Annotated in this window: 22 protein-coding genes; 9 read left to right on the forward strand and 13 right to left on the reverse strand. The window is 73.2% G+C overall.

Annotation, left to right across the window (positions count from 1 at the left end; all coding sequences use genetic code 11):
- Positions 1 to 8: 8 nt before the first annotated feature.
- Genes ACWF9Z_RS28095 through ACWF9Z_RS28105 form a run of 3 tightly spaced genes read right to left on the reverse strand, consistent with a single transcriptional unit; the run spans position 9 to position 2,904 of the window.
- Positions 9 to 863 (reverse strand): ATP-binding cassette domain-containing protein, encoded by an 855-nt coding sequence (locus tag ACWF9Z_RS28095; RefSeq protein WP_453606431.1) that lies wholly within the window; start codon positions 861 to 863, stop codon positions 9 to 11.
- Positions 833 to 1,897 carry an ABC transporter permease gene (locus ACWF9Z_RS28100; RefSeq protein WP_453606352.1) on the reverse strand — a complete coding sequence of 355 codons (1,065 nt, stop codon included), beginning with the start codon at positions 1,895 to 1,897 and terminating at the stop codon, positions 833 to 835. The genes ACWF9Z_RS28095 and ACWF9Z_RS28100 overlap by 31 nt, the downstream gene beginning before the upstream one ends.
- A complete protein-coding gene (locus ACWF9Z_RS28105; RefSeq protein WP_453606354.1) occupies positions 1,894 to 2,904 on the reverse strand; it encodes a sugar ABC transporter substrate-binding protein in 1,011 nt (336 codons plus the stop codon). Before ACWF9Z_RS28105 ends, ACWF9Z_RS28100 begins: the two co-directional genes overlap by 4 nt.
- A gap of 169 nt (positions 2,905 to 3,073) precedes the next feature.
- Here ACWF9Z_RS28105 and ACWF9Z_RS28110 point away from each other — a divergent pair, with 169 nt between their 5' ends.
- On the forward strand, positions 3,074 to 4,078 hold the full coding sequence (locus ACWF9Z_RS28110; protein WP_453606356.1) for a Gfo/Idh/MocA family protein: 1,005 nt from the start codon (positions 3,074 to 3,076) through the stop codon (positions 4,076 to 4,078).
- Positions 4,079 to 4,304: 226 nt separating this feature from the next.
- Here ACWF9Z_RS28110 and ACWF9Z_RS28115 read toward each other — a convergent pair whose 3' ends face one another.
- The 5 genes from ACWF9Z_RS28115 to allB form a co-directional block, all read right to left on the reverse strand.
- Entirely contained in the window at positions 4,305 to 5,231 is a 927-nt protein-coding gene (locus tag ACWF9Z_RS28115; protein WP_453606357.1) for a DMT family transporter, read from the reverse strand.
- Between the two features lie 135 nt (positions 5,232 to 5,366).
- Positions 5,367 to 5,984 (reverse strand): dihydrofolate reductase family protein, encoded by a 618-nt coding sequence (locus tag ACWF9Z_RS28120; RefSeq protein WP_453606359.1) that lies wholly within the window; start codon positions 5,982 to 5,984, stop codon positions 5,367 to 5,369.
- Positions 5,985 to 6,068: 84 nt separating this feature from the next.
- Positions 6,069 to 6,524 carry a pyridoxamine 5'-phosphate oxidase family protein gene (locus ACWF9Z_RS28125; RefSeq protein WP_453606361.1) on the reverse strand — a complete coding sequence of 152 codons (456 nt, stop codon included), beginning with the start codon at positions 6,522 to 6,524 and terminating at the stop codon, positions 6,069 to 6,071.
- Positions 6,525 to 6,683: 159 nt separating this feature from the next.
- On the reverse strand, positions 6,684 to 7,802 hold the full coding sequence (alc, locus tag ACWF9Z_RS28130) for an allantoicase (RefSeq protein ID WP_453606363.1): 1,119 nt from the start codon (positions 7,800 to 7,802) through the stop codon (positions 6,684 to 6,686).
- Position 7,803: 1 nt separating this feature from the next.
- A complete protein-coding gene (allB, locus tag ACWF9Z_RS28135) occupies positions 7,804 to 9,138 on the reverse strand; it encodes an allantoinase AllB (protein WP_453606432.1) in 1,335 nt (444 codons plus the stop codon).
- A 336-nt stretch (positions 9,139 to 9,474) separates the two neighbouring features.
- Between allB and ACWF9Z_RS28140 the strand changes: the two genes are divergently transcribed.
- Complete coding sequence (locus tag ACWF9Z_RS28140; RefSeq protein WP_453606365.1) at positions 9,475 to 10,278, forward strand: IclR family transcriptional regulator; 804 nt, start codon at positions 9,475 to 9,477, stop codon at positions 10,276 to 10,278.
- A gap of 214 nt (positions 10,279 to 10,492) precedes the next feature.
- On the opposite strand, the gene ACWF9Z_RS28145 is transcribed toward ACWF9Z_RS28140, so the two are convergent.
- Positions 10,493 to 11,179, reverse strand: coding sequence for an ABC transporter ATP-binding protein (locus ACWF9Z_RS28145; RefSeq protein ID WP_453606366.1), 687 nt, complete (start codon positions 11,177 to 11,179; stop codon positions 10,493 to 10,495).
- The gene (locus ACWF9Z_RS28150; RefSeq protein ID WP_453606368.1) at positions 11,176 to 12,267 is read right to left on the reverse strand and encodes an ABC transporter permease; all 1,092 of its coding nucleotides are present in this window, start codon (positions 12,265 to 12,267) and stop codon (positions 11,176 to 11,178) included. The genes ACWF9Z_RS28145 and ACWF9Z_RS28150 overlap by 4 nt, the downstream gene beginning before the upstream one ends.
- A 134-nt stretch (positions 12,268 to 12,401) precedes the next feature.
- Here ACWF9Z_RS28150 and ACWF9Z_RS28155 point away from each other — a divergent pair, with 134 nt between their 5' ends.
- Both ACWF9Z_RS28155 and ACWF9Z_RS28160 read left to right on the forward strand, forming a co-directional pair.
- Positions 12,402 to 13,829, forward strand: a complete 1,428-nt coding sequence (locus ACWF9Z_RS28155; protein ID WP_453606370.1) for a sensor histidine kinase — start codon at positions 12,402 to 12,404, stop codon at positions 13,827 to 13,829.
- Positions 13,826 to 14,461, forward strand: a complete 636-nt coding sequence (locus tag ACWF9Z_RS28160) for a response regulator (RefSeq protein WP_453606371.1) — start codon at positions 13,826 to 13,828, stop codon at positions 14,459 to 14,461. Before ACWF9Z_RS28155 ends, ACWF9Z_RS28160 begins: the two co-directional genes overlap by 4 nt.
- Positions 14,462 to 14,583: 122 nt before the next feature.
- Here ACWF9Z_RS28160 and yczR read toward each other — a convergent pair whose 3' ends face one another.
- Positions 14,584 to 16,071 carry a MocR-like transcription factor YczR gene (yczR, locus tag ACWF9Z_RS28165; RefSeq protein WP_453606372.1) on the reverse strand — a complete coding sequence of 496 codons (1,488 nt, stop codon included), beginning with the start codon at positions 16,069 to 16,071 and terminating at the stop codon, positions 14,584 to 14,586.
- A 216-nt stretch (positions 16,072 to 16,287) separates the two neighbouring features.
- On the opposite strand from yczR, the gene ACWF9Z_RS28170 reads away from it, so the two are divergent.
- The 4 genes from ACWF9Z_RS28170 to ACWF9Z_RS28185 all read left to right on the forward strand — a co-directional run bounded on the left by ACWF9Z_RS28170 (position 16,288) and on the right by ACWF9Z_RS28185 (position 21,174).
- A complete protein-coding gene (locus ACWF9Z_RS28170) occupies positions 16,288 to 17,019 on the forward strand; it encodes a nucleotidyltransferase family protein (RefSeq protein ID WP_453606373.1) in 732 nt (243 codons plus the stop codon).
- Between the two features lie 273 nt (positions 17,020 to 17,292).
- Positions 17,293 to 18,912, forward strand: a complete 1,620-nt coding sequence (gene aceB / locus ACWF9Z_RS28175; protein WP_453606374.1) for a malate synthase A — start codon at positions 17,293 to 17,295, stop codon at positions 18,910 to 18,912.
- Positions 18,913 to 19,247: 335 nt separating this feature from the next.
- On the forward strand, positions 19,248 to 20,453 hold the full coding sequence (locus ACWF9Z_RS28180; protein ID WP_453606376.1) for a GDSL-type esterase/lipase family protein: 1,206 nt from the start codon (positions 19,248 to 19,250) through the stop codon (positions 20,451 to 20,453).
- 103 nt (positions 20,454 to 20,556) lie between these two features.
- Positions 20,557 to 21,174: a 3'-5' exonuclease gene (locus tag ACWF9Z_RS28185; RefSeq protein ID WP_453606377.1), complete on the forward strand. Its 618-nt coding sequence runs from the start codon at positions 20,557 to 20,559 to the stop codon at positions 21,172 to 21,174.
- A gap of 85 nt (positions 21,175 to 21,259) precedes the next feature.
- On the opposite strand, the gene ACWF9Z_RS28190 is transcribed toward ACWF9Z_RS28185, so the two are convergent.
- Complete coding sequence (locus ACWF9Z_RS28190) at positions 21,260 to 23,260, reverse strand: ATP-binding protein (protein WP_453606379.1); 2,001 nt, start codon at positions 23,258 to 23,260, stop codon at positions 21,260 to 21,262.
- Positions 23,261 to 23,396: 136 nt separating this feature from the next.
- Here ACWF9Z_RS28190 and ACWF9Z_RS28195 point away from each other — a divergent pair, with 136 nt between their 5' ends.
- Entirely contained in the window at positions 23,397 to 24,452 is a 1,056-nt protein-coding gene (locus ACWF9Z_RS28195; protein ID WP_453606380.1) for an Lrp/AsnC family transcriptional regulator, read from the forward strand.
- Between the two features lie 217 nt (positions 24,453 to 24,669).
- Here the strand turns inward: ACWF9Z_RS28195 and ACWF9Z_RS28200 are convergent, their stop codons facing one another.
- On the reverse strand, positions 24,670 to 26,061 hold the full coding sequence (locus tag ACWF9Z_RS28200; protein ID WP_453606382.1) for a nucleobase:cation symporter-2 family protein: 1,392 nt from the start codon (positions 26,059 to 26,061) through the stop codon (positions 24,670 to 24,672).
- Positions 26,062 to 26,568 lie beyond the last annotated feature (507 nt).

Below are 26,568 nucleotides of genomic sequence, written 5' to 3' on the forward strand. Positions count from 1 at the left end.
GTCGTCCCTCATGGTGCGGTGGTGCCCGGAGTCGGGCCGGAAGCGCTGTCAGGGCCTGATTCTGCCACTCGCTCCAGTTCGTGGCTCAGTTCGTCGAGCTCGGACCCGCCCGCCATCTGCCGCGTGAGCTCGTCCAGCGTGATCGACTCGCGGGTGTGGCTGCCGGCCATGGTGCCGCGCTTGAGCAGCACGAACCGGTCCCCGACCAGGTAGGCGTGGTGCGGGTTGTGGGTGATCAGGACGACTCCGAGGCCCGCGTCGCGGGCGGCGGCGACGTACTTGAGGACCACGCCGGACTGCTTGACGCCGAGGGCGGCGGTGGGCTCGTCGAGCACGAGGACCTTCGCGCCGAAGTAGACGGCGCGGGCGATGGCCACGCACTGCCGCTCGCCGCCGGACAGGGTGCCGATGGGCTGGTCCACGTCGCGCAGGTCGATGCCCATGCGGAGCAGCTCGGTACGGGTGGTCTCGCGCATGAACGCGGTGTCGAGGCGGCGCAGGGGGCCGCGGCCCCTGGTGGGCTCGGAGCCGAGGAAGAAGTTCCGCCAGACCGGCATGAGCGGGACGACCGCGAGGTCCTGGTAGACGGTGGCGATGCCGTGGTCGAGGGCGGCCCTCGGGTTGGCGAGCACGGTCTGTTCGCCCTCGATCTCGAAGGTGCCGGCGTCGTGCCGGTGCAGACCCGCGATGATCTTGATGAGGGTGGACTTGCCCGCGCCGTTGTCGCCGAGGACGCAGGTGATCTCGCCCGCCGAGACCTCCAGGGAGACGCCCTGGAGGGCGCGGATGTTGCCGTAGTACTTGCTGACCCCGGTCAGCTTCACGAGAGCGCTCACTTGGCCTCCGCCCGCTTGCGGACCCAGGCGTTGAGCAGCGTGGCGAGCAGCAGCATCGCGCCGAGGAAGAATTTGAACCAGTCCGGGTTCCACTGGGCGTAGACGATGCCGTTGCTGGTCATGCCGAAGATGAAGGCGCCCACGGCCGAGCCGATGGCGGAGCCGTAGCCGCCGGTCATCAGGCAGCCGCCGATGACGGCCGCGATGATGTAGAGGAACTCGTTGCCGACGCCCTCGCCGGACTGGACGACGTCGAACGAGAACAGGATGTGCTGTCCGGAGATCCAGGCGCACAGGGCGACGCCCATGTACAGGCCGATGCGGGTCTTCACGACCGGGACGCCGGTCGCGCGGGCCGCGTCCGCGCCGCCGCCCACGGCGAAGATCCAGTTGCCCGCGCGGGTGCGCAGCAGGATCCAGGTGGCGACGGCGACCAGGGCGAACCACCACAGGATGGTCACCTTGAGGGTGACGGAGCCGATGTTCCACTGCGAGGCGAACAGGGCCCGCGCGGAGGAGAAGCCCTCCATGTCGGCGATGGTCTTGGTGGAGACCGAGCCGCTGATCAGCTTGGTGAAGCCGAGGTTCAGGCCGGTCAGCATCAGGAAGGTGCCGAGCGTGATGATGAAGCTGGGCAGCTTGGTGCGGGTCAGCATGAACCCGTTGAAGAACCCGATGGCCAGCGTGACCAGCAGCGACACGAGGACGCCGACCCAGACGTTGGCGGTCATCTGGTAGCTGAACATCGAGCTGATCAGCGCCGAGGTGGTGACCATGACGCCGGCGGACAGGTCGAACTCGCCGCCGATCATGAGCAGGGCCACCGGGACGGCCATGATCCCGATGGTGGAGGCCGAGTAGAGGATCGTGCTGAGGCTGGAGGCCTGGAGGAAGCTGGGCGCGGCGAAGGAGAAGAAGACGAAGACGGCGACCGCTCCGACGACCGCGCCCAGCTCGGGGCGGCCGAGCAGGCGGCGCAGCAGCGAGGTGGGCGCGAGGCGCTCGTCCGCGACGGCCGGGCCGGCCGGCGCGGGGGCCGGAGCCGGGGCGGGGAGCTTCATCGGCTGCCCCGCTTGATGAACTCCTCCAGCTTGGCGGCCTCGGCGGCCGTGACGATCTGCGGCCCGGTGAGCACCGGGCGGCCGCCGCCGAGCACGTCGGCGTTGTAGCGGTAGAGCCACAGCAGGTCGACCGCCTCGTAGCCCTGGAGGTACGGCTGCTGGTCGACGGCGAAACCGAGGGCGCCCGACTTGAGGTCGCGGGCCACGGACTCGTTCAGGTCGAAGGTGTCGACCTCGGCCTTGCTGCCCGCCGCGTCCTTCGCCTTGACGGCGGTGGGCGCGAAGGGCGCGCCGAGGGTGAGGATCGCGTCGATGGAGGGGTCGGCCTGCAGTTTGGCCTGGAGGGCGGCCTGGACGGACGGCATGTTGGTGCCCTCCACGTACAGGTTCTCCAGGGTGCCGCCGAAGGTCTTCTTCGCTCCGGCGCAGCGCTGTTCGTGGCCGACGTTGCCCTGCTCGTGCAGGACGCAGACGGCCTTCTTCCTGCCGCGCTTGGTCAGCTCCGTGCCGACCGCCTCGCCGGCGATCTCCTCGTCCTGGCCGATGTGGGTGAGCGCCCCGTACTCGGCGGACTGGGCGGATCCGGAGTTGACCGTGATCACCGGGATGCCCGCCTTGACGGCCTTGGCGAGGACGTCCTTGAGGGCCTCGGGCTTGGCGAGCGAGACGATCAGCCCGTCGACCTTCTGGTCGATGGCGTTCTGGACGAACTGTGCCTGCTGCTGGGCCTGGTCGTCGTGGGCGTAGACGAAGTTGATGTTGTCCTTCGCCGCGGCCTCCTTGGCGCCCTTCTGCACGATGTCCCAGAAGGTGTCGCCATCGCCCGCGTGGGTGACCATCGCGACGGTCCAGCGCGGAGTGGACACCGCGGGCCGGCCCGCGGCCTCGGCCTTCGCCCGATCCTCGGCGCGCTTGCCGCCCGTACTGCTACAGCCCACGAGGGAGGCTCCCAGTACCGCCGCGAGCAACGCGCCCGTGACGCGTACCCCTGTCCGAACCCTAGCCACGTCTGCCGTGCCTTTCGCTTGTCCTGCCGCCGCTGTCCTGCCGCCGCTGTTCCGCAGCCGCCCAGTATCCGTCACAGTGCACCATGCAAGGTCATCGGGGCCATGTCGGACCCAACGGGACACAGCCGGGCAGATTGACAGCTCCCCCGGACGGGGTCAGGTTGAGTGCATGCGCATCGGGCTCATCGGAACGGGCCGGATCGGTTCGTTCCACGCGGCAGCGCTGGCCCGCAGGCCGGACGCGGGCTCGCTGCTGCTCGCCGACGCCGAGCCCGGCCGGGCGGCCCGGCTCGCCGAGCGGCTCGGGGCCACGGCCGCGCCCGGCGTCGACCAGGTCTTCAGCTGGGGCGTGGACGCGCTGGTCGTGACCTGTGCCACCGAGGGGCACGCGGAGCTGGTCGTACGCGCGGTCCGCGGCGGACTGCCCGTGTTCTGCGAGAAGCCGCTCGCCCCGGACCTCGAGCGCGGCCTGGCGGTGCTGCGCGAGGTGGCGGCGGTCGGCGGGGTGCTCCAGGTGGGCTTCATGCGCCGGTTCGACGCGGGCTACGGCACGGCGCGCGAGCTGGTCCGCTCGGGCGCGCTGGGCCGGCTGCACACCGTACGCACCGTGACCGCGGATCCGGCGCCGCCGAGCGCCGCGTACCTGGCGACCTCGGGCGGGCTGTACCGGGACTGCCTGGTGCACGACTTCGACGCGGTCCGCTGGGTGACCGGGCACGAGGTGCGCGAGGTGTACGCGACCGGGTCGGACGCCGGGCCGCCCCGCTTCCGGGAGACGGGCGACATCGACACCGCCGCGGCCGTCCTCACCCTGGACGACGGGACGCTGGTCACGTGCAGCGGCACGCGGTGCAACGGCGCCGGGTACGACGTGCGGATGGAGGTGTCCGGGGAGCTGGACCAGATCTCCACCGGGCTGGACGACCGTACGCCGATCGCCTCGGCCGAGCCGCACGGCCCGCCCCCGGCGACCAAGCCGTGGTCGGGGTTCCTGGAGCGGTTCGCCCCCGCCTACGAGGCGGAGCTGGCGTCCTTCGTCCGGCTGGTGCGCGGCGAGGGCCCCAACGCGTGCGACGGCCTCGAGGCGCTCGCGGCGTTCCGCATCGCGGAGGCGTGCGAGCGCTCGCGGCGGGAGCGGCGCCCGGTCCTGATGGAGGAGCTCCCGGACCTGTGAGCCGCCCGGCGGCCCCGTGGCGAGGTCCAGATCTGGCATGTGGTCACCCTAGACCGGGAGTTGACCTTGGGGCCGAGCTGGTTTCGGCCAATCGGCCGGGGGTTGCCGGGGACGCGGTTGTCGCGGTTTCGCCGTTGCGCCGTTTCGCGGTGTCGCGGTGTCGCGGTCGGGCGGTTTCGGCGTTTCGCGGGCGGGCGGTCGGGCGGGCGAGCAGACGGCCGGCCGGTCAGGCCGCGGCGCGCCGGCCCCAGGCGGTGCCGGCGAGGACCAGGACGACGCCCGCGAGGCCGGCCGGACCGAGGTGCTCGCCGCCGATGGCGATGCCCGCGGCGGCCGCCCACAGGGGTTCGGTGCCGAGCAGCAGGCTCACGCGGGAGGGCGAGGTGCGGCGTACGGCCCACATCTGCACGAAGAACGCGAAGAGGGTGCAGAAGACGGAGAGGAAGGCCAGTCCGGCCCACTGTGCGGCCCCGAACCCGGCGGCGGCCACCCAGGGACTCGCGCCGGTGCCGGGCAGGACGGCCAGTACGGCGAACACGGCGACGGCGCTGCCGAGCTGCACGGTGGTGAGGGAGAGCGAGTCGGCCTCCTGCACGGCCTCGATCCGGGCCATGAGCAGCACGTGCAGGGTCCGGGCGAGCGCGGCGCCGAGGATGAGCAGGTCACCGGCGCCCGGTGTGGTGAAGCCGGCGCCCTGGGTCAGCAGCACGACTCCGCCGACGGAGACGGCCGCGGCGCCGAGGAAGGCCGCCGAGGGGGTCTTGCGCCGGACGGCGGCCTCGGCGAGCGGGGTGAAGATCATGGTCAGGCTGATGATCAGCCCGGCGTTGGTGGCGGAGGTGTGGACGACCCCGTAGGTCTCCAGCAGGAAGATCCCGCCGAGTACGAGGCCCAGCACCCCGGCGCCGCGCAGCTGGGCGGGGGTCAGCGCGCGCATCCGCGCCCACCCGGCGACGACGAGCACGGGCAGCACCAGGGCGAAGCGCAGCACCAGCACCGCGACCACGGTGTGGGTGGTGGTGATCCCCTTGGCCGCGAGGTAGCTGCCGCCCCAGACGACGGCGACGAGCAGCACCGGCAGATCGGCGAGCCAGGCCCGGCGGGGCGCGGCGAGGGGTGCGGGGGTGAGGGCGGGAGCGGGGGCAGCGGACACCGGGTCTCCAACGACACGAGGCGGGTGGAGACTTCGGCGGCTCGCACGGGGGCGGGCTCACGCTACCGGAGCGCGATCGCCCGGTCGAGGGGGTATCCCCTCTCCACCCACCCTCGTTTTCCCTGCTCAGACGGGTCAGAAGGTACCGAAGGTGGCGCGGCCCGCCGGACGGTAGGTGTGGATGGCGGTGCCGCTCCCGGTGGTCCGCGAGGCGAGGAGCTCGTACGCTGTGGGCAGCGCCCCGGTCGGGAACAGCCGGCGGCCGGCGCCGAGGAACACCGGGAAGACCAGCAGGTTCAGCTCGTCTACCAGATCCCGCGCCAGCAGCCACTGGGCCAGCTGCCCGCTGCCGTGTACCTGGAGCTCCTTGCCCTCCTCCAGCCCGTCCTTGGCCCGGACGACCTCGCTCTGCAGGTGCTCCCCGTCGATCACGGTGGCCGGCCCCCAGGCGGGCTCCTTGAGCGTCGTCGAGGCCACGTACTTCGGCAGCCGGTTCAGCCCGCTCGCGACCGGATCGGCGGGGTCGTCGTGCTGCGGCCAGTACGAGGCGAAGATCTCATAGGTCTTGCGCCCGAGCAGGAAGGCCCCGGCCCGCTCGAACACCCCGTCCATGAACTCCCCCATCCCCTCGTCGGCGAACGGCACCAGCCACCCCCCGTACTCGAACCCGCCGCTCGGGTCCTCCTCGGGCCCCCCGGGCGCCTGCATCACGCCGTCGAGGCTCAGAAAGGTGGTCAGGGTCAGCTTCCCCATGGCTCCGCGCTCCTTGCTCGTCCGTCCTTACGAGGATCAGACTCCCGCCCGGCCCAGAACTCATCGCCGCGGCGCGCGGGAACCTCAGGAAAGCCAGCGGCCCCGTCGCATCAGGTCGCGGCCCGCGATCTCGTTGGCCTCGCGCCAGGCCTGGATCCAGACCGGGGTCACGCGGAAGTACGGGTACGGCGTCTTGAGGCTGCTCGGGTCGAAGCCGGAGTGGGCCGCGAAGGCCTCGATCTCGGCGGGGGGCAGGTCCGCCGCCTCCAGGCGGGTCGCGGTGCCCTCCACCAGGACCACGTCGCGGGTCGCGCCGAAGGCCAGCCGGACGCGGCCGGTGGCGGCGAGGTTGCGGCCGGTGGGCAGGGTGCGGCCGGTCGACATCAGGAACGTCTCGCCGTCCCAGCGGAAAGAGAGGGGCACGAGACAGGGGACGCCCTCGGCGTCCGCCGTCGCCACCCAGACGTCGACGTCGTTCTCGAACCGGGCCAGTGTGTCCTCGCGGCGCTGCTGCGTGGTGCGCGGTGCGTCGGCCGTCATCGTCCGCCTCCCCTGGGTGTCCGCCGTGGTCGACCACAGGCTAACGGGCCGCCGACGCCACGGGGGCGCACCCCCAAGTGGTGCGCCCCCGCGGGCTGGTGAGCGCGCCCGGGGGTGTCGGCCCCCGGGGCGGTCCGTGTGGTGCGCGAGCGGGTGGCGTCAGCCGCCCAGCTCCTGGTGACGGGCGGCGTGCGCGGCCGCGCCGGCCTCCGTCAGGGCGCCGTACAGGCGCAGGCGGGAGAAACCGCCGTCCGGGAAGATGTCGATGCGCACGTGCGTGCCGACCGCCGGGGCGTCGAGTACGAAGCGGTGGTTGGTGTCGGGCTGCAGGCGGGTGCGCGGCAGGAACTCCGTCCACTCGCCCTCCTCGCCGGTCTTGACGGACAGCGAGGCCCAGCCGGCCGAGTTGCCCTTGAGGTACGCGGTGTCGATCTCGACGGCGCGGATCTCGGACTCGGCGACGAGCTGGTAGCGGATCCAGTCGTTGCCGTTGTCGCGGCGGCGGGCGGTCTCCCAGCCGTCGTCCATCTTGCGGGAGCGGCCCGGGTTGATGGTGTTGGTCGGCGGGGAGTAGAAGCGGTTGGACGCGTCCTGTACCGAGCCGCCGTTCTCCAGCGCGACCACGTCGAAGGAGCCGAGCGCCGCGAGCCACTTCGGGTCCGGGACGACCTCGCCGTACACGCGCAGGCGGGCGATGCCGCCGTCCGGGTGCTGGTTGACGCGCAGGTGCGTGAAGCGCTGCTCGGCGGTGACCTCGAAGCCGTTGGCCGCGTGGCCGCCGACCGCGGTGCGCGGGACGAGCACGGTCCACTTGACGCTCCCGTCGAGGAGCTCCTCCGGGGTCGGCGCGAGGGCGCCTTCCCAGTTGGTGCCCTCGATGGAGACGGCCTGCGGCATGTTGCCGCGGAAGTGGGCGGTGTCGACGACGATGCCGCGGATCACGCCGGGGGCGCCGAGGCGGACCAGGGCGTAGTCGTGGTCCTCGGGGGTCGGCCAGGGCTGGGTGGCGGAGACGCCACGGCGGCGGCGGGTCTCCCAGCCGTCCATGATCTTGCCCTTGTGGCCGAAGTGCTCGGGGTCGAAGTGCGCGGCCTCGGCGATGAGGAGGTTCTCGCGCTGGGCGAAGAACTCGTCGTTGGCGAACGTGACACCGGCGCCCAGTTCACGGGCGGCGAGGTTCGCGTACTGGGTGAACGGGAAGTCCGCGGTGCGGTAGTCCGCGTACGGGTCGCCGCCCGCGTACGGGTTCGCGTTACCGGTGAAGGAGGGAATCGGCACGTCAGTTCTGCCTTTCGAGGAGGAGGCCCGTGGGCTCGGTCGGGGTGCCGTGGTCGGCGATCTGCGTACCGCGCAGCCAGGTGGACTTCACGACGCCGTGCAGGGTCTTGCCCGCGTACGCCGTGACCTGGTTGCGGTGGTGGAGGTGGGCCGGGTCCACGGTGAACGTTTCTTCGGGGGCCAGGACGGCGAAGTCGGCGTCGCGGCCCGCCTCGATCGCGCCCTTCTGCGCCAGGCCGGCGAGGGCCGCCGGGGCGGCGGACATCCAGCGGACGACGTCCTCGAGGGTGCGGCCGCGCTTCTTCGCCTCGGTCCAGATCGCCGGGAGCCCCAGCTGGAGGGAGGAGATGCCGCCCCAGGCGGTGGCGAAGTCGCCGGTCTTGAGGTCCGCGGTGGAGGGCGAGTGGTCGGAGACGATGCAGTCGATGGTGCCGTCGGCGAGCGCGTCCCACAGGAGGTCCTGGTTGGCGGACTCGCGGATCGGCGGGCAGCACTTGAACTCGGTGGCGCCGTCCGGGACTTCCTCGGCGGTGAGGGTCAGGAAGTGCGGGCAGGACTCGACCGTGATCCGGACGCCCTCGGCCTTGGCGGCGGCGATGAGCGGCAGCGCGTCGCAGGAGGACAGGTGCAGGACGTGGACGCGCGCGTCGAGCCGCCTCGCCTGGTCGATCAGGTTCCGGATCGCGGTGTTCTCGGCGTCCTTGGGGCGGGAGGCCAGGAAGTCGGCGTACTTGGGGCCGGGGTTCTGCGGCGCGGACTCCAGCTGGTGCGGGTCCTCGGCGTGCACGATCATCAGGCCGCCGAAGCCGGTGATCTCGGCGAGCGAGGCGGCGAGCCGCTCCTGGTCGAGCTCCGGGAACTCCTCCACGCCGGAGGGCGACAGGAAGCACTTGAAGCCGAAGACGCCCGCGTCGTGCAGCGGGCGCAGGTCCTTGACGTTGTCGGGCAGGGCGCCGCCCCAGAAGCCGACGTCCACGTGCGCCTTGGTGCGCGCGACCTCCTGCTTGACCACCAGGTTGGCGGTCGTGGTGGTCGGCGGCAGCGAGTTGAGCGGCATGTCGAGGAGGGTGGTGATGCCGCCGGCCGCGGCGGCCCGGGTGGCCGTCCAGAAGCCTTCCCACTCGGTGCGGCCGGGGTCGTTCACGTGGACGTGGGTGTCGACCAGGCCGGGGAGGAGCACGTCGTCGCCGAAGTCCTCCAGCCGGGCACCGGCCGGTACGTCGGCCCCGTACGGCAGCACGGCCGCGATCTTCCCCCCGGCGACGGCCACCGAGGCGGCGCGCGTCCCCTCGGGGGTGATGACGCGCGTCGAGCGCAGTACCAGTTCCACAGCCAGGTCGGACACCGGAACCTCCCCATCTACTTCCACAGAGCGAAATTCAACGTTCTGTTGACGGAGTCTTCACGCCGATCCGGAGCCAGTCAAGAGCCCCCGGACGGACCACCGACGCGCGCGAACCGCAATTGGACGTTTCCACAAGATGGAATTAAGATTTCGCTATGCAAAATGTAGCTACCACCACCGGATGCCGGGCGGATGACTTCCCGGGGACGTCCGCCACCCGGACATACCGCCTCTGACCGGCGGGGACGGCATTGCCCCGGCTCTAGGGCCGACGCCGACCGACCGGTAGGCTGCTTCCTTGCCTGCCAGCACCGAAAGGACCGCGCCGTGCCGACGTCCAGCGCCAGCACCACCGACGCCTCCACCAAGCCCACCGCCGCCAGCGGTGGCGTCCAGTCCCTCGAGCGCGCCTTCGATCTGCTCGAACGCATGGCCGACGCGGGGGGCGAAGTCGGCCTCAGTGAGCTCTCGGCCGCCAGCGGTCTGCCGCTGCCCACCATCCATCGCCTCATGCGCACCCTCGTGGCCTGCGGCTACGTACGACAGCAGACCAATCGACGGTACTCCCTCGGCCCCCGGCTGATCCGCCTCGGCGAGTCCGCGTCGCGGCTGCTGGGCACCTGGGCCCGCCCCTACCTGGCGCGCCTCGTCGAGGAGACCGGGGAGACGGCGAACATGGCCCTGCTCGACGGGGACGAGATCGTCTACGTCGCCCAGGTGCCGTCCAAGCACTCCATGCGCATGTTCACCGAGGTCGGCCGCCGCGTGCTGCCGCATTCCACCGGCGTGGGCAAGGCGCTGCTCGCGCACACCCCCGCGGAGGAGGTGCGCGCCCTGCTGGCGCGCACCGGGATGCCGGCCGCGACCGAGAAGACCATCACCACGCCCGAGGGCTTCCTGGAGGCCCTGGAGCAGGTGCGCAAGGTGGGCTACGCGGTCGACGACAACGAGCAGGAGATAGGAGTCCGCTGCCTCGCGGTCTCCGTCCCGAACTCGCCGACCGCCGCCGCCATCTCCATCTCCGGCCCGGCGGGCCGGGTGACCGAGGCGGTGGCCGAGTCCTTCGTGCCGATCCTGCAGGGCGTCGCCGCCGAGCTGTCGGTGGCCCTGCAGAGCCAGAACCCCGCGTAGGAACCCGCCGCACCCGCCGAAACCCGCGGCACTGACGTGCTGACGTGCTGACGTACTGACGTACGCGAAAGGCCCCGGCCGCCCCCGCGCACCCCCGGCTCCCCGGCGGGGGGCGGGGGGCCGCACGTGCGCTCGGTCCGCCGCCGCGCCCCCCCCCGGGGGTCGGGGCGGGGCGGCCGGGGCCTTTCGCGTCGGCTCGCCGCAGGGGTGGGGCCTACGCGGCCGGGACGGCGGCCGGCGTGAGGCGGCCGTCCGTCATCGTCGCGGCGCGGTCCATGTGCGCCAGGTGCGCGTGGTCGTGGGTGACCACGACGGTGGCGGTGGACCGCTCCCGGGTGAGGGTGACCAGCAGGTCGAGGACGGCGGCGCCGCGCTCGTGGTCCAGGGCGCTGGTCGGCTCGTCCACGAGCAGCAGGGCGGGCTCGTTCATCAGGGCGCGGGCGATGTTGATCCGCTGGCGCTGGCCCCCGGAGAGCTGGTGCGGGCGCCTGTCGGCCTTGTCGGCCATCCCCACGGCGTCCAGCAGCTCCAGGGCCCGGCGGCGCAGGGCGCGCGCGGGGCGGCCGGAGACGTGCGCCATGACCTGGAGCTGCTCGGCGGCGGTGAGCGAGGCCAGCAGGTTCGGCTGCTGGAAGACGATCCCGATCTTCTCGCGGCGCAGCGCCGACTTCTCGGCGGCCCCGAGCGACGTGGTGTCCTGCCCCGCGACGACGACCCGTCCCGCGTCGGGGGTCACGAGGGTGGCCGCGACCGCGAGCAGGCTGGACTTGCCGGAGCCCGAAGGGCCTATGACGGCCGTCAGGGTGCCCGCGGGCACCTCGAGGTGGACCGCGTCCAGGGCGGTGAGGCGGGTGTCGCCGTCCGGATAGGTGAGCGTGACGTCGTGGACGAGCAGGGTCATCGGGCGCTCCCGAGTGCGGTCAGGGGGTCTACGGCGGTGATCCGCCGGATGGACAGGGCCGCGCCCAGGGCGCCGAGCGCGATCATGACGCCGGCCGGTACCAGCACGGTCGCGGGCTCGAGGACGAAGGGGACGGCTCCGCCGCTGATCAGGGCGCCTATCCCGGCGGCGAGGGCGGTGCCCGCGCCCGTACCGAGCGCCAGCATGACCACGGCCTGCCCGAGCGCGTCCTTCATGAGGTACGGGGTGGAGGCACCCAGTGCCTTCAGGACGGCGATGTCCCCGCTGCGCTGGATCGTCCACACGGTGAAGAAGGCCCCGATGACGAGGGCGGAGATGGCGAACAGGAATCCGCGCATCAGCTGCAGCGAGCCGTTCTCGGAGGTGTACGAGCCGATCGCGTTCAGCGCCTCGTCGACGGTCTGGGCCTCGGTGCCGGCGGCCTTGTCGCCGGCCGCCCAGTCGACCCCGCCCTTCCCGTCCAGGGCGAGGACGGTGGCGAGGGTGTCGGGGGAGGTGCCCGGGTTGCCGACGCGCTGCCAGTCGCCCAGGTCCATCCAGACGACCGGGGTGTGACTGTGCGCGGCGGTGCCGGAGACGGCGGCCACGGTCATCTCGACCGTGCCGATCGTGAGCCTGGAGCCCGGGCCGAGGCCGCCGAGCTCCTTGGCGGCCTTCTCGGTGAGGACCACCTGCCCCTGGGCGAGCCCGCTCCCGGCGGGGGCGAGGGGACCCGCCGGATCCACGCCGAAGGCGGAGACGGCGGCCGTGCGGTCACCCGAGACGGCGTTGGTGGTGCGGATGCCCAGCGGCTGCGCCGAGGTCACCCCCGGCTGGTCCCGCCAGGCCAGCCAGGCCTTCTCGGGCACCTGCGAGTTGGTGAAGGAGACCTTCTGGTCCCCGGTGGGCGCGGCGAACGCGAGGCGGGTGGTGGCGGGCAGACCGGTGAGGGCCGAGATGTTCTCCCGGGCCAGGCCGGCGGTGAGCCCGGACAGCAAGCCGACCAACAGCGTGATCAGCAGGACGACCGAGCCCATCAGGGCGAAGCGGCCCTTGGCGAACCGTAGATCTCTCCATGCGACGAACATGTTCCCCACCCTGGTCCTCCGTGGGGGCACGGGGCATCGCGCCGCAGGAGGGATCCTGGTATCGAAGGACGCACGGAGACATCAATCCTTCGGTTGACCGGGGCCACCGGACGCGGCCTTAGGCTGGTCGGGCCATGACTGCTCCCCCCGCACCGAAACCAGCAGCGAACCCCGCACCGAACCCCGCACCGAACCCGCCGCCGGACCCGTCCCGGTCCCCTGCCGACGCCTCCACGGGCACCTTCGCGGACGCCTTCACGGGTGCTCCCACGCCTCCCGCGGACGCCCGCGACCAGCCGCTCACGCCCGTCTCGCGCGTGCTGCGGCTGTGCCTGCACGCGCTGCTCTTCGGCCTGCTCGCGCTCGCCGCCGGGCGGGCCGTCGCGGACTCCGCGCCGGGCGCCGGCCGGGTGGTCGCCGCCTGCGCCGTCCTGGCCGCCGTGTACGTCGCGGGCGTCCTGGCGCCCGCGGTGCACCGCTCGCCGCGCGCCGGGGCGGTGTGGCTGGCCGCGGTCTGCGCGGCCTGGGCGGGGCTGCTCGTGGTCTCCCCCGACGGGCTGTGGATCGCGTTCCCGCTGTACTTCCTGGAGCTGCACCTGCTGCGGCTGCGCTGGGGGGTGGCGGCGGTCGCGCTGACGGCCTGCGCGGCGATCTCCGGATTCCTCGCGCACAGCAGCGCGGTGACGCCCGGGTCGTTCCTCGGACCGATCCTGGGCGGGGCCGTGGCGGTGGCGACGGTACTGGGCTACCAGGCCCTCTACCGGGAGAGCGAGCGGCGGCGCGAGCTGATCGAGGAGCTCATCACCACCCGGGCCGAGCTGGCGGCGGCCGAGCGCGGCGCGGGGATCCTGGCGGAGCGGGAGCGCCTGGCCCGGGAGATCCACGACACCCTGGCGCAGGGGCTCTCCTCCATCCAGCTGCTGCTGCGGGCGGCGGAACGGACGCTCTTCGAAGGGTTCTCGACGGGGACGACGGGCGCCGCCGGCCCCTCGACGACTCCCGCCGCCGGCCCCTCGGCGGCGGACGCCGGCGCGGATCCCGCGGATCCCGCGGCGGTGGCGGCGGCGCTGGTCCACATCGCCCGGGCCCGTGAGGCCGCGCAGGAGAACCTCGCCGAGGCACGGCGCTTCGTACGGGCCCTGACGCCTCCGGACCTGGAGCACGGATCGCTCCCGGCCGCGCTGGAACGGCTCTGCGCCGCCGCTCCGGGCCCCCGGGTCCGGTTCTCCCTGAGCGGCACGGCCCGTCCCCTGCCCACGCCCTACGAGGTTGCCCTGCTGCGGATCGCGCAGTCGGCGCTGGCCAACGTGGTGCGGCACGCACGGGCGGGGCGCGCCGAGATCACCCTGACCTTCATGGACACCTCGGTGACGCTGGACATCGTCGACGACGGCCTCGGCTTCGACCCCCGGTCCGCCCCCTCGGGCGGCGGCGGCTTCGGCCTGCCGGCGATGCGCTCGCGGGCCGAGACGCTGAGCGGCCTGTTCACCGTCGAATCCTCCCCCGGCCAGGGCACCGCCGTGGCCGTCACCCTGCCCTTGCCCGCGGAGGCGCTGTCATGACGATCCGGCTGCTCCTGGCCGACGACCACCCGGTGGTCCGGGCCGGACTCCGCGCCGTGCTGGACACCGAGCCGGACTTCGAGGTGGTGGCGGAGGCGGCGACCGCGGAACGGGCGGTGGAACTGGCCGCCGGCGCCGGGGTGGACGTGGTCCTGATGGACCTCCAGTTCGGCCCCGGCCCCGGCATGCACGGTTCGGCGGCCACGGCCCTGATCACGGCCGCCCCCTCGGCTCCCCGGGTGCTGGTCCTGACCACGTACGACACGGACGCGGACATCCTGGCGGCGGTGGAGGCGGGCGCCTCGGGCTACCTGCTCAAGGACGCCCCGCCGGAGGAGCTCGCGGCGGCCGTCCGCACGGCGGCGGCCGGCCAGTCGGCGCTGGCCCCGGCGGTGGCGCTGCGCCTGATGGACCGCATGCGGACCCCCGCGGAGGCGCTGACCAAGCGCGAGCTGGAGGTGCTCCAGCTGGTCGCCGACGGCCTGTCGAACCAGCAGATCTCCAAGCAGCTCTTCCTGAGCCAGGCCACGGTCAAGTCCCACCTGGTCCACATCTACGCCAAACTCGGCGTCGACTCCCGCACCTCGGCGGTGGCCGCGGCCGCCACCCGCCGCCTGATCCGCACCCCGTAGCTCCTCGCCCCGGGCCCCTGGCACCGGGCCCCGGGCCGCACGGGAGGGGGGACGGCCCCCGCGGCGCCACCCCGCCCACGCCCCCGCCCCCGCCCCCGCCCCACGCCCCACCCCAGCGCGCCCTACGCCACCCAGTACGGCCGTTCGACCGCCGAAGGCAGCGGGACGCCGTCGTGGAAGGCCTCCGCGAGCCTCCGTACGCCCTCGTCCAGCCGGTCCGCCGGCAGGGTGTACGGGATCCTCAGCCGGTGCTCGAAGGTGCCGGGATCCACCCCGAACCGGGCTCCCCGGCCGATGTGCACCCCGGCCGCGGCCGCCCGCTCCGCGAGGGCCGAGCTGACCGGTTCCCCCAGGTCCACCCAGAGCGACAGCCCGCCGGGCGGCAGCTGCCAGCTCCACTCGGGCGTGTGCCGCTCGAGCGAGTCGACCAGCGCCGCCCGCCGCGCCCGCAGCTGTGCCAGCCGCTCCGGGAGCGACCGCTCCAGCCCCTCCAGCAGCGGCACTGCCACCAGCTGGTCGAGCACCGATCCGGTCATGTCGGCCGCCACCCGGACCGTGGTCAGCTCCGCGATCATCTTGGTGGTGGCCCGGATCCAGCCGACCCGCAGCCCGCCCCAGTGCGTCTTGCTCAGCGACCCGATGGTCACCACGTGGTCGGCTCCGCCCCGGGGCGCCAGCGCGGCCGTCGGGGCGGGCGCGGGCACGTCGAGGGCGATGTCCGCGATGGTCTCGTCGACCACCAGCCAGGTCCCGGTGCGCCGCGTCGCCGCGAGCAGCCGCAGCCGCTGCTCCTGCGGCATCAGCGCGCCCGTCGGGTTGTGGAAGTCGGGGATGACGTACGCGAGCCTCGGCACGGTCTGGCGCAGCGCGGACTCGGCGATCTCCAGGTCCCAGCCCGCGTCGGAGACGGCGATGGACCCGGTGCGCAGCCGCGCGTGCCGTAGCGCGTCCAGCGCGTTGGCGTAGGTCGGGTTCTCGGTCATCACCCGGTCGCCAGGTCGGCACAGCAAGCTCACGACCAGCGCGAACGCCTGCTGCGCGCCCGCCGTGACGAGGATCTGCTCCGGCCGGGTCGCGAGCCCTCGCCGGGTGAAGCGGTCCGCGATGGCGGTGCGCAGGTCGGGCAGCCCGAAGGGGTGGTAGCCGGGGTGACGGGCGAATTCCGCGACCCTGGGCACCGCCCGTGCCACCGCGTCGGCGAAGGTGCCTTCGGGGGCGCCCATGGCGGCGATGGCGAGGTCGATGCCGGGGTCGCCGTCGACGCGGTACCCGCCGGCGCCGACGAGGGCGTGCGAGCCGACCGGGCGGTGGCCTTCGGGGAGCTCGGTCCAGGTGCCGGAGCCGCGTCGGCTGCGGACGTAGCCGCTCTCGCGCAGCAGGTCGTAGGCGCCGGTGACGGTGGCGCGGCTGGCTCCGACCGCCTCGGCGAGCTCGCGTTCGGCGGGCAGCCGCACGTGCAGGGCGATCCGGCCGTCGAGGATCAGGGTGCGGACGGCGTCGGCGAGGGCCCGGTAGCCGGGGCGGGCCAGCACCTCTGCCGGGAGCAGCGCCGCGAGCTGGCGGCTGCCGATCGTCCTGTCCGCCGTCTGGACCACTCGCCCGTTTGCCATGCCAACCTCCCCCGATTGGCTCTGCCTGCCAGGCCAATCGGGGTTCAGACTCGCTGCATTGGACCCCGATTGGCAAGGAGACTCCTCCGTGTTCACCGACCGCGACGAACGCGCCCTGCTGGCTGCCGCCGAGCACCGCATCGCCGACCCCGTGCGCGTCAGGGACGTACTGGCCGCCGTACGGCGCCTTCTGCGGCGCGAGCGAGAATCGATGGCATGTCAGCCCACAGCAACGCCCGGCAGGACCACAAGCGGCACGGACGGGACCAGCGCGACCAGCGCGACCAGCGGCGGGACCCGGGTGACGAGCAGCAGCGGCAAGGCCACGGCCCGCACCGCCCGGCGGCCGGCCGCACCGCTCCCCCGGTGATCGCGGGCCTGCTCCTCGCCGCCGGCGGCGGCCGGCGGCTGGGCGGCCGCCCGAAGGCCCTGCTGCCCTACCGGGGCCGCCCGCTGGTGGAGAACGCCGTACGGGTGCTGCGGGAGGCGGGCTGCGGCCCGCTGCACGTGGTGCTCGGCGCGTCGGCGGCCGAGGTGCGCGAGCGCGCGGACCTGAGCGGGTGCGTGGTGAGCGACAACCCGGACTGGGCCGAGGGCATGGGCTCCTCCCTGCGGGTCGGCCTCGCCTCGCTGGCCGGTACGGGCGCCGGCGCGGCCCTGGTGTCCCTGGTGGACCAGCCGGGCATCGGACCGGAGGCGGTGGCCCGGATCCGGCTGGCCTACCGCTCCCCCGCGAGCCTGGTCGCGGCGGCCTACGACGGGGAGCGCGGGCACCCGGTGCTGTTCGGCTCGGACCGGTGGCCGGACATCATGGCGACGGCCACGGGTGACAAGGGCGCGCGGGTGCACTTGTCGGCGCACGCGGGGGAGCTCACGCTGATCGAGTGCGGGGACGTCGCGGAGGCTTTCGACATCGACACCCCGCCCGACCTGGCACGACTTGCCTGAGAGGGCCCGGAGTGCGAGTTGAGCGCGCAGTGACGAAGATGGCACTGAGGGCCACCGGGGTGCGGAATCTGTCGAACCGGAGAATCTCGATATCAACAAACCATTGAACTTCCACCATGAGGAAATTACTATCCACTGGTCAGAAGCGCCCTGAACCCCCAGACGGCGCCCGCGACCGTATCCGGAACTCTCCACACCCGACGGCACTGCGTGCCGTCCAGCGCGAGCATTCCCCCGCGGCCGCCAGGCACCGCCGCTGAAGGAGTGACAGATATGTCCGCACCAGCGCCGTCATCGCTGGCCATCGTCGACGCCGAACCCCTGCCCCGGCAGGACGAGGTCCTCACCGAAGCGGCTCTCGCCTTCGTGGCCGAGCTCCACCGGCGGTTCGCCCCGCGCCGCGCCGAGCTCCTCGCCCTGCGCGGCGAGCGCCGCGCCGAGATCGCCCGTACGTCCACCCTCGACTTCCTCCCGGACACCGCACAGGTCCGCGAGGGCGACTGGAAGGTGGCACCGGCCCCGGCCGCGCTGAACGACCGCCGTGTGGAGATCACCGGCCCGACGGACCGCAAGATGACCATCAACGCCCTGAACTCGGGCGCCAAGGTCTGGCTCGCCGACTTCGAGGACGCCTCGGCCCCCACCTGGGAGAACGTCGTCCTCGGCCAGCTCAACCTGATCGACGCCTACGAGCGCCGCATCGACTTCACCGACTCCCGCACGGGCAAGACGTACGCGCTGAAGCCGGCGCAGGAGCTCGCCACCGTCGTCATGCGGCCCCGCGGCTGGCACCTCCAGGAGCGCCACCTGCGCTTCGAGGGCGGCCCGGCCTCCGGCTCGCTCGTCGACTTCGGCCTGTACTTCTTCCACAACGCCAAGCGCCTCATCGCGCTCGGCAAGGGCCCCTACTTCTACCTGCCGAAGACCGAGTCGCACCTCGAGGCGCGCCTCTGGAACGAGATCTTCGTCTTCGCCCAGGACTACGTCGGCATCCCGCAGGGCACGGTCCGCGCGACCGTCCTGATCGAGACCATCACGGCCGCGTACGAGATGGAAGAGATCCTCTTCGAGCTCCGCGACCACGCGGCGGGCCTGAACGCGGGCCGCTGGGACTACCTCTTCTCCATCGTCAAGAACTTCCGTGACGGCGGCGAGAAGTTCGTCCTGCCGGACCGCAACGCGGTGACGATGACCGCCCCGTTCATGCGCGCCTACACCGAGCTGCTGGTCAAGACCTGCCACAAGCGCGGCGCCCACGCCATCGGCGGCATGGCGGCCTTCATCCCGTCCCGCAAGGACGCCGAGATCAACAAGATCGCCTTCGAGAAGGTCAAGGCCGACAAGGACCGCGAGGCGGGCGACGGCTTCGACGGCTCCTGGGTCGCCCACCCCGACCTGGTCCCGATCGCGATGGCCTCCTTCGACGCGGTCCTCGGCGAGAAGCCGAACCAGAAGGACCGCCTGCGCGAGGACGTCTCGGTGGCCCCCGGCGAGCTCATCGCGATCGACTCCCTGGACGCCAAGCCCACGTACGACGGCCTGCGCAACGCCGTCCAGGTCGGCATCCGCTACATCGAGGCCTGGCTGCGCGGTCTCGGCGCCGTGGGCATCTTCGGCCTGATGGAGGACGCGGCCACCGCCGAGATCTCGCGTTCGCAGATCTGGCAGTGGATCAACGCGGGCGTCGTCTTCGAGAACGGCGAGCTCGCCACCGCCGACCTCGCCCGCGAGGTCGCCGCCGCCGAACTCGCCGCGATCCGCGCCGAGGTCGGCGAGGAGGCCTTCGCCTCCGGCAAGTGGCAGCAGGCCCACGACCTGCTCCTCCAGGTCTCCCTGGACGCGGACTACGCGGACTTCCTCACCCTCCCGGCGTACGACCAGCTCGTCGACTGACGCGGTCCCCGGCCGGCACCGCCTTCGGCTGAATCGCACAGCGGCCGAACCGGACGCACAGCGGCCGAACATCCCGACCGCGCCCCCGAAGCCCTCCGGCTCCGGGGGCGCGGTCGTTCGCGCGCGCCCGGGGAGCCGGGCGACGGCCCGGCAGGGCACCCCCGAGCCGAACGACCGATCGGTTGTTACTCGTTCGTAACTTGCACGTACCTAGCGGTAACAACGCGCGGCATGGCACGTTTCCGGTTGCCACCGGCCGGAGGTAACCCCCACTTACCCAGCCATGCACCGGAGTTGTTCCTGGCTTCCGCATGGCCGACCGCAGGAGTTCCGCAGTGATCGGATTCCGCAACGACAGCACGAACCGGACCGCCCGCAGTCGAGTGCGACGACTGGCCGGGATCACCATGGCACTTCCGCTCGCCGCCGGGGCGCTCGTGGCCGGAGGGGCCGGAACGGCCGTGGCCGGACCGGGGAACGGGCCGGGGACCGGACCCACCGCCGTGGTCTCCCTCGGCGACAGCTACATCTCCGGCGAGGCCGGGCGTTGGAAGGGCAACAGCCTCACCAACAGCGGGAGCCGGACCGGCACCGACCGGGCATGGGTCAGCGGCAGCAGCTACGACCCGTCCAAGGTCTACGGCACCACCGCCGGAGGCTGCCACCGGTCGGACTCCGCCGAGGTGAAGAGCGCGGGAGCCGTCGCCGACGTGGCCATCAACCTCGCCTGTTCCGGAGCGGTGTCGCAGAACGTGTTCCGGGCCTCCAACGGCGGCGTCGCCTTCAAGGGCGAGGCGCCCCAGGCCGACCAGCTCGCCGCCGTCGCCGCGAGCAACAACGTCAAGGTCATCGCGCTGTCCATCGGCGGGAACGATCTCGGCTTCGCCGACATCATCAAGGAGTGCGCGTTCGACTTCATCCTCTGGAACTCCTACTGCTACGACGACCAGCAGGAGGGCGTGAACCAGAAGATGGACGCCGTCATGGCGGACGTCGGCAAGTCCGTGGACGAGGTGCGGGCCGTCATGCGCACCGCCGGCTACGGCGACTCCTCCTACCGGATCGTGCTGCAGTCCTACCCCTCGCCGATCCCGCGCGGGGCGGAGAACCGGTACACGCAGAGCGACTGGAGCCGGCTCAACAGCGGCGGCTGTCCGTTCTGGAACAAGGATTCCGACTGGGCGCGCGACTCGCTCGTGCCGCAGATCTCGGACCGCCTCAAGGGGGTCGCCGCCGCCAAGGGCGCGCAGTTCCTCGACCTGCGGGACATGATGCAGGGGCGCGAGGTCTGCGCGAAGGCCAGCAAGCAGGTGACCTCCTCGGTGCCGGCCTCGGCGAAGACGAGCGAGTGGGCGCGCTGGATCGACAGCAGCGAGACGCAGGGGCTGATCCAGGAGTCCATGCACCCGAACTACTTCGGCCAGCTGGCGGCCGGCCGCTGCCTGGCGCTGGTGGTGGCCCAGCCGGCGACGAGCGGCTTCGGCTGCAAGAACACCGCCGGGGCCGACCAGAGCGGGATGTACCTGACGCCCGCCTCCTGACCCCCGCCTCCTGACGTCCGCCTCCTGACCCCCGGGCGCACCCGGCCCCGCCACCGCGGTATCCCGGTGGTCCGGTCCCGAGCGGGCTGGCATGCTCTCGGGCATGTCAGCCCGCGCTCCCCGCCCCAGTCTCTACCTCTCCGTCGACATCGAGGCGGACGGCCCCATCCCCGGGCCCTACTCGATGATCAGCTTCGGCGCCTGTGTGGCCGGCCGCCAGGACGGCGCTTCGTATACGGCCGCCGATCCCGAACAGGACACCTTCTACCGGGAGTTGCGCCCGATCAGCGAGGAGTACGTGCCCGGGGCGCTCGCCGTCAGCGGCCTGGACCGGGACCGCCTGGTCCGCGAGGGCGCCGAACCGGCCGTCGCCATGGCGGAGTTCCGCGCCTGGGTACGGGAGGTCTCCGCCGGGGCGCAGCCGGTGATGTGCGCGTACCCGGCCTCCTTCGACTGGACGTTCCTGTACTGGTACCTGATGCGCTTCGGCGGCGACAGCCCCTTCGGCCACTCCGGCTGCCTGGACATGAAGACCCTCTACGCGGCCAAGGCCCGGGTCCCGCTCCGCGCCGCCGTCAAGCGCCTGATGCCCGCCGAACTCCTCTCCCGCCGCCCGCACACCCACCACGCGCTGGACGACGCGATCGAGCAGGCCGAGCTGATGAGCAGCCTCATGCTCTGGGTTCCGGAGCCGTTCCCCCACCCCGCCGCACAGGCCTGAGGGGACATCCGCGACCCCCGACGCTCCGGGGCGGCGCCTCGGACCACCGCGCCGGGCTCCGGTGCGGCGGTCCGGACCGTCCCCCTCAGGCCCCCAGTTCCGGCAGGAGCTCGCGCAGCGGCGTACGGGCGCCCCAGGCGTAGGCCGCGCGGAAGGCGCCCGGGGTGAGCCGGGTGCGGACGGTCTGCTGGGCGCGGGGGGCCGGCGCCGCGCGCGGGCGGCTGCGGGAGACCGCGCCGAGCAGGCGGGCGGCTTCGGCGTAGCGGCCCCGGTCCGCCTCCAGTTCGGCGAGGAGTTCCACCGAGAAGGCCTGCCCGAGCCGGTCGTCGAGCGCGAGCTGGGTCCGCAGGGCGCGCAGCAGTTCGGTCCGGGCCGGCGCCGGGCGGCCTTGGCGGCGCTGTACGACGGCGCGGGCGTAGCTCACCCAGGAGCGGGCCCACGGGTCGGCGGGGGCGTCGGGGGCGTCGGGCGGGCCGTCCTCGACCGGGACCGAGGCCGGGTCGGTATGGGCCGCGGCCAGGACGTGTGCGGCCCGCAGGGCCTCGCGGCCGGGGCCGAACCCGGGATCGGCGGGCAGCAGGTCCAGGCCCTCGCGGTACTCCGCCGCGGCCTCCTCGTACCGGTGCTCGCACAGCGCGACCGTGCCCCGTACGTGCGCGAGGTAGGCCAGGCAGGTGTCCTCCCCCTCGTGGACGGCCGCGGTCCACGCCTCCACCAGCAGCGGGTCCGCCGCGGTGGCGTCCGACTCGCCGAAGCCGGCGACGAGCCAGGCGGCGAGCCACAGCGCCCGCGCCGGCCGGGGCGCGGGGTGCAGGGCCAGGGCCCTCTCCAGATGTCTTCGCCCCTCCGCCGCCATCCCGCACGCCGACCACAGGAACCACAGGGACACCGCGATCTCCAGGGCCGGGCCGGGACCGCTGGCGGAGAGCGGGTTCATGGCCGCGCGCAGCTCGGGGAGTTCCCGGAGGGCGAGGGCGCGCGCCTCGCGCTGCGCGCCCGCGCGCCACAGCCGCGCCGCCCGCTCGGCCACCCCCCGGCACCGCGCGTGGTGGCGCCGGGCCGTGGCCGCGCCGTCCCCGGCGGGCCCGTGCGCGAGGAGCCGGGCCGCGTACGCCCGTACGGAGAGCGGCAGCCGGTAGCTGCCCGGGCCGGCGTCCGCCAGCAGGCCGGGGGCCAGCCGCTGGAGTGCTTCGCCGGCGGTGTCCGGGGTGAGCGGCCCGAAGCCGCACACCTCGGCCACGGCGGCCCGGTCGAAGGAGCCGGCGAAGACGGAGAGCCGCTCCCAGAGCAGGCGTTCCGCGGGCGGGGCCAGCCGGTGGGAGCGCTCGGCGTCGACCCGGGTGCCGCGGCCGGCGCCGCCCGCGAGGAAGGTCAGCGGGTCGGATCCGAGTCTGCGGAGCGCCTGCGCGGGCGCGTACTGGTGGGCGCGTCCCGCCGCGAGCTCCAGTGCGCCGGGGATCCCGTCGAGCGCCCGGCACAGCGCGGCCACGGCGGCCGCGTTGCGGTCGGTGAGCTCGAAGAAGGGGTCGGCGCCGCGCGCCCGCTCCTCGAAGAGCCGTACGGCCGCGTACCCGGCGATGTCGGCCACCGCGACCCGCCCCGGGGCGGCCGGATCCGGCGCCCGGTCACCCGAAGGCACCGCGAGGGGTGGTACGGCGAGCACCGCTTCCCCGGCGAGCCGCAGCCACCGTTGAGAAGTGGCCAGGATCCGTAGCCCCGGCAGGCGCAGGAGGAGCTCCTCCGCGAGGGCGGGCCCGTCCTCCCCCAGCTGCTCGCAGCCGTCGAGCACGAGCAGCGCCTCGCGCCCCGCGAGCCGGTCGACGAGCTCCCCCGCCGACGCTGCGCGGCGCCGCCCGGGCAGCGCCGCGAGCTCCACCCAGACGACGTCGAGCCCCTCGGTGCCGGTCAGCGTCCGCACCATGCGCACGGCGAGCCGGGTCTTGCCGATGCCGGCCGGGCCGGTGAGCGTCACCAGGCGCTCGGTGGCGAGGAGCGAGGCGAGGGCGGTCAGCTCCCGCTCCCTGCCGATGAAACTGGACAGTTCGGCGGGCAGCGCCTGGCGCGCACCCGAGCCGGCGTCGCCCACACGTCCTCCTGCGATGTCCTGCGATGTCCTGAAAACGCGCACGACCGCTCAGCGAACAGTTGAATGCACAAAGAGAGATGATCGGCTCATCATCCCGTCGTTCCGTCGACGACCGGGAGAACCACCAGGGGAGGGTATGGACTCGGCCATTTCCGCCATCGACGACATGGACCGGGCACTCGTCCACGCACTCCAGCTCGCTCCCCGGGCGAGCTGGGAGCTGCTGGGACCGGTGCTCGGGGCCCGTCCGGACACCCTCGCGCGCCGCTGGGAGCGGCTCACCGGATCCGGCGAGGCATGGCTGACGGGGCTCGGGCTGCGCAGCGGCACCAAGCCGCCCTGCCTGGCGTGGGTGGAGGTCACGTGCGCCGCGGGCACCTCGCACGGGGTCGGCGACGCGCTCGTGGCGGATCCGCACACCCTCGGCGTCGAACACACCACCGGGGGCCGTGATCTGCTGGCCTTCGTGGCCGTCCCGGACCTGCCCACCCTGTACCGCTACCTGGCCGCGCGGGTGCAGCGGATCCCGGGCGTGGTCGGCACCCGCACCTCGATGGTGACGGCGGTGCACTACGCCCCCGACCGCTGGCGCCTGGACCAGCTCACACCGGGTCAGATCAACCTGCTGACCGGCCGGACCAGGCGCTGGGCGGCCGCCGCCGTCCCGTCCGTCCCGGCGCCGCTCCAGGAGGAGGACCGGCCGCTGGTGCGGGCCCTGGCCTCGGACGCGCGGCGCAGCGTGGCCTCGCTGGCGCGGGAGTTCGACATGAGCGAGACGACCGTACGGCGCCGGCTGACGCGGCTGGAGAGCGGGCAGAGCCTGCGCTACAGCTGCACGCTGGCGGCGGGGCTGTCGGGCTGGCCGGTGTCGGCGACGCTGTGGGCGGAGGCCGCCGAGTACGAGGTCGCCGACTGCGCGGCGGCGGCCGCGGGGCTGCGCGAGACCCGGACCTGCATGTCCGTCAGCGGACCCTGGAACTTCATGATCAGCGCCCGGCTGCGCACGGTGGAGGACCTCTCCCGCTACACCTCGGACCTCACCCGGCGGCTTCCGGGCCTGCGCGTCACGGACTCGGCGGTGGCCCTGCAGGTGCGCAAGACGGAGGCGCAGGAACTGGACCGCCACGGCCACCGCGTCCGCACGGTCGTCCCGGACATCTGGTCCGACCCGGCCCCGGCGGCCGACTCCTGAGCGGAGCCGCGGAGTTGTGGGCCCGCGGGGCCGGCCGTCCACGGAACCGGAGGTCCGCGGCGCTGCGGCCCCCGCGGCTGCCGGGCTCCGGCGACGCCCGGCAGCCCGTACGCGGGTACGCCCGTACGCGCACGCGGCGGTGCGGACGTCACACCCGCAGTGGGTAACGTCCGCACCGCCGTTCCCGCGCTCCGCGCTCCGGCCGGGCGGAGCCCGGTCAGTGCACCGGCACCGGATCCGGGTGGGCGGCCTGGGCCGAGCCCTTCTTGGCACCGAGGTGGTTGAAGGCCAGGTTCAGCGCGATGGCCACGACGCAGCCGGTGCTGATGCCGGAGTCGAGCACGACCAGCAGGTCCTTCGGGAAGGCGTGGTAGAAACCGGGGGCCGCGATCGGGATCAGGCCGATGCCCAGCGCCGCGGCGACGATCAGGGCGTTCTCGCCCTTCTCCATGGCCGCGCCGGCCAGCGTCTGGATGCCGCTGGCGGCCACCGAGCCGAAGAGGACCACGCCCGCGCCGCCGAGGACCGGCAGCGGCACCACCCCGATGACGGAAGCGGCCATCGGACACAGGCCCAGCAGGATCAGGATGCCGCCGCCGGCCGCGACCACGAACCGGCTGCGCACCTTGGTCATGGCGACCAGGCCGATGTTCTGCGCGAAGGCGCTGCACATGAAGCCGTTGAACAGCGGGCTGACCGCGCTGCCGAGCGCGTCCGCACGCAGGCCGCCCTCGATGGTCCTCGCGTCCGCGGGACGGCCGACGATCTTGCCCAGGGCCAGGATGTCGGCGGTGGACTCCGTCATGCACACCAGCATCACGATGCACATCGAGATGATCGCGGCGACCTGGAACTGCGGGGCGCCGAAGTGGAACGGGGTCGGGAAGCCGACCACGTCCGCGTTCTTGACGGCGTCGAGGCTGGTCATGCCCAGCGGGAGGGCGATGAGCGTACCGGCGACCAGGCCCAGCAGGATGGAGATCTGCTGGAGGAACCCCCGCAGGAACTTGCGCATCAGCAGGACGATCGCGAGGGTGACGGCGGCCATGCCGATGTTCCGCATCGAGCCGTAGTCGGTGGCGGTGCGGTTGCCGCCCTGGGACCAGTTGAAGGCCACCGGGAGCAGCGAGACCCCGATGAGGGTGATGACCGTACCGGTGACCACCGGCGGGAAGAACCTGACGAGTTTGCCGAAGTACGGGGCGGCGAAGAAGCCCAGGATTCCGGCGACGATGATCGCGCCGAAGATAACGGGGACGGCGTCGCTCCCCTCCCCCTTGCCGATGGCGATCATCGGAGTGACGCCGGCGAACGAAACGCCGTTGACGAAGGGGAGTTTGGCGCCGATCTTCCAGAATCCGAGGGTCTGGAGGAGGGTGGCGAGCCCGGCGGTGAAGAGCGAGGCGCCCATCAGGAAGGCGGTCTCGGTGGCGGAGAGGCCGACGGCGGGGCCGACGATCATGGGCGGGGCCACCACACCCGCGTACATGGCGGCCACGTGCTGGAGGCCGCTCGTGAACATTTTCAGCGGAGGCAGGGTCTCGTCGACCGGGTGCTTCTCCTCCGGTACTGCGACTGCATCTTTGCGAAACCTGGGCGCTATGGCCACGGCTTCCTCCGGTCGGTTAAACACGTCGGCAGGGACGTGGGTGTCTTGGAGGTGGTGCGAAAGCGGTGCTAGTCGAGCCTTTGTGGAGTGGTGGGCGGCGCCGGACGCGGTGTCCCGGGGAGTCCGGTGTCCCGGAAGTGCGGTGTCCCGAGGAGTGCGGTGCGCCGAGGGGTGTGAAGACGAAGCGCCCGCGTCGGTCCACAGGGGGGCGGCGGGCGGCCGCCGGACGGCCGTCGGCCGTGCGTGCCGGCCGTGGGTGCCGGGGGGGGCCGCCGGAAGTCCGGCGGCAGGAGAGCTGGAGGTGCCGTGGCAGTGGCGCGTCGCACGCGCCGAGGAGCACGTTGCACGAGTCACCGCCCCCGGGGGCGCCTTCGGTGAAAACCTCGGGCGCTACCCGGGAACGGCTGGGGGGGGGGGCCCCCCCGCGCCGCCGGGCCGCGCGGGGGGGGGGGGGGGGGGCGCGCCGCGGGCGGGCGCGGGGGGCGGGGGGGGTCTCTCCAACGCCAC

The sequence above is a fragment of the Streptomyces sp. NPDC054961 genome (assembly GCF_053609145.1).

What these genes read in the sequence shown, in the direction of transcription:
- ACWF9Z_RS28100 (WP_453606352.1), bottom strand. Translation starts at nt 1,897, where the DNA reads ATGAAGCTCCCCGCCCCGGCTCCGGCCCCCGCGCCGGCCGGCCCGGCC.
- ACWF9Z_RS28110 (WP_453606356.1), top strand. Translation starts at nt 3,074, where the DNA reads ATGCGCATCGGGCTCATCGGAACGGGCCGGATCGGTTCGTTCCACGCG.
- ACWF9Z_RS28120 (WP_453606359.1), bottom strand. Translation starts at nt 5,984, where the DNA reads ATGGGGAAGCTGACCCTGACCACCTTTCTGAGCCTCGACGGCGTGATG.
- ACWF9Z_RS28125 (WP_453606361.1), bottom strand. Translation starts at nt 6,524, where the DNA reads ATGACGGCCGACGCACCGCGCACCACGCAGCAGCGCCGCGAGGACACA.
- ACWF9Z_RS28145 (WP_453606366.1), bottom strand. Translation starts at nt 11,179, where the DNA reads ATGACCCTGCTCGTCCACGACGTCACGCTCACCTATCCGGACGGCGAC.
- ACWF9Z_RS28150 (WP_453606368.1), bottom strand. Translation starts at nt 12,267, where the DNA reads ATGTTCGTCGCATGGAGAGATCTACGGTTCGCCAAGGGCCGCTTCGCC.
- ACWF9Z_RS28155 (WP_453606370.1), top strand. Translation starts at nt 12,402, where the DNA reads ATGACTGCTCCCCCCGCACCGAAACCAGCAGCGAACCCCGCACCGAAC.
- ACWF9Z_RS28160 (WP_453606371.1), top strand. Translation starts at nt 13,826, where the DNA reads ATGACGATCCGGCTGCTCCTGGCCGACGACCACCCGGTGGTCCGGGCC.
- yczR (WP_453606372.1), bottom strand. Translation starts at nt 16,071, where the DNA reads ATGGCAAACGGGCGAGTGGTCCAGACGGCGGACAGGACGATCGGCAGC.
- ACWF9Z_RS28170 (WP_453606373.1), top strand. Translation starts at nt 16,288, where the DNA reads ATGTCAGCCCACAGCAACGCCCGGCAGGACCACAAGCGGCACGGACGG.
- aceB (WP_453606374.1), top strand. Translation starts at nt 17,293, where the DNA reads ATGTCCGCACCAGCGCCGTCATCGCTGGCCATCGTCGACGCCGAACCC.
- ACWF9Z_RS28185 (WP_453606377.1), top strand. Translation starts at nt 20,557, where the DNA reads ATGTCAGCCCGCGCTCCCCGCCCCAGTCTCTACCTCTCCGTCGACATC.
- ACWF9Z_RS28195 (WP_453606380.1), top strand. Translation starts at nt 23,397, where the DNA reads ATGGACTCGGCCATTTCCGCCATCGACGACATGGACCGGGCACTCGTC.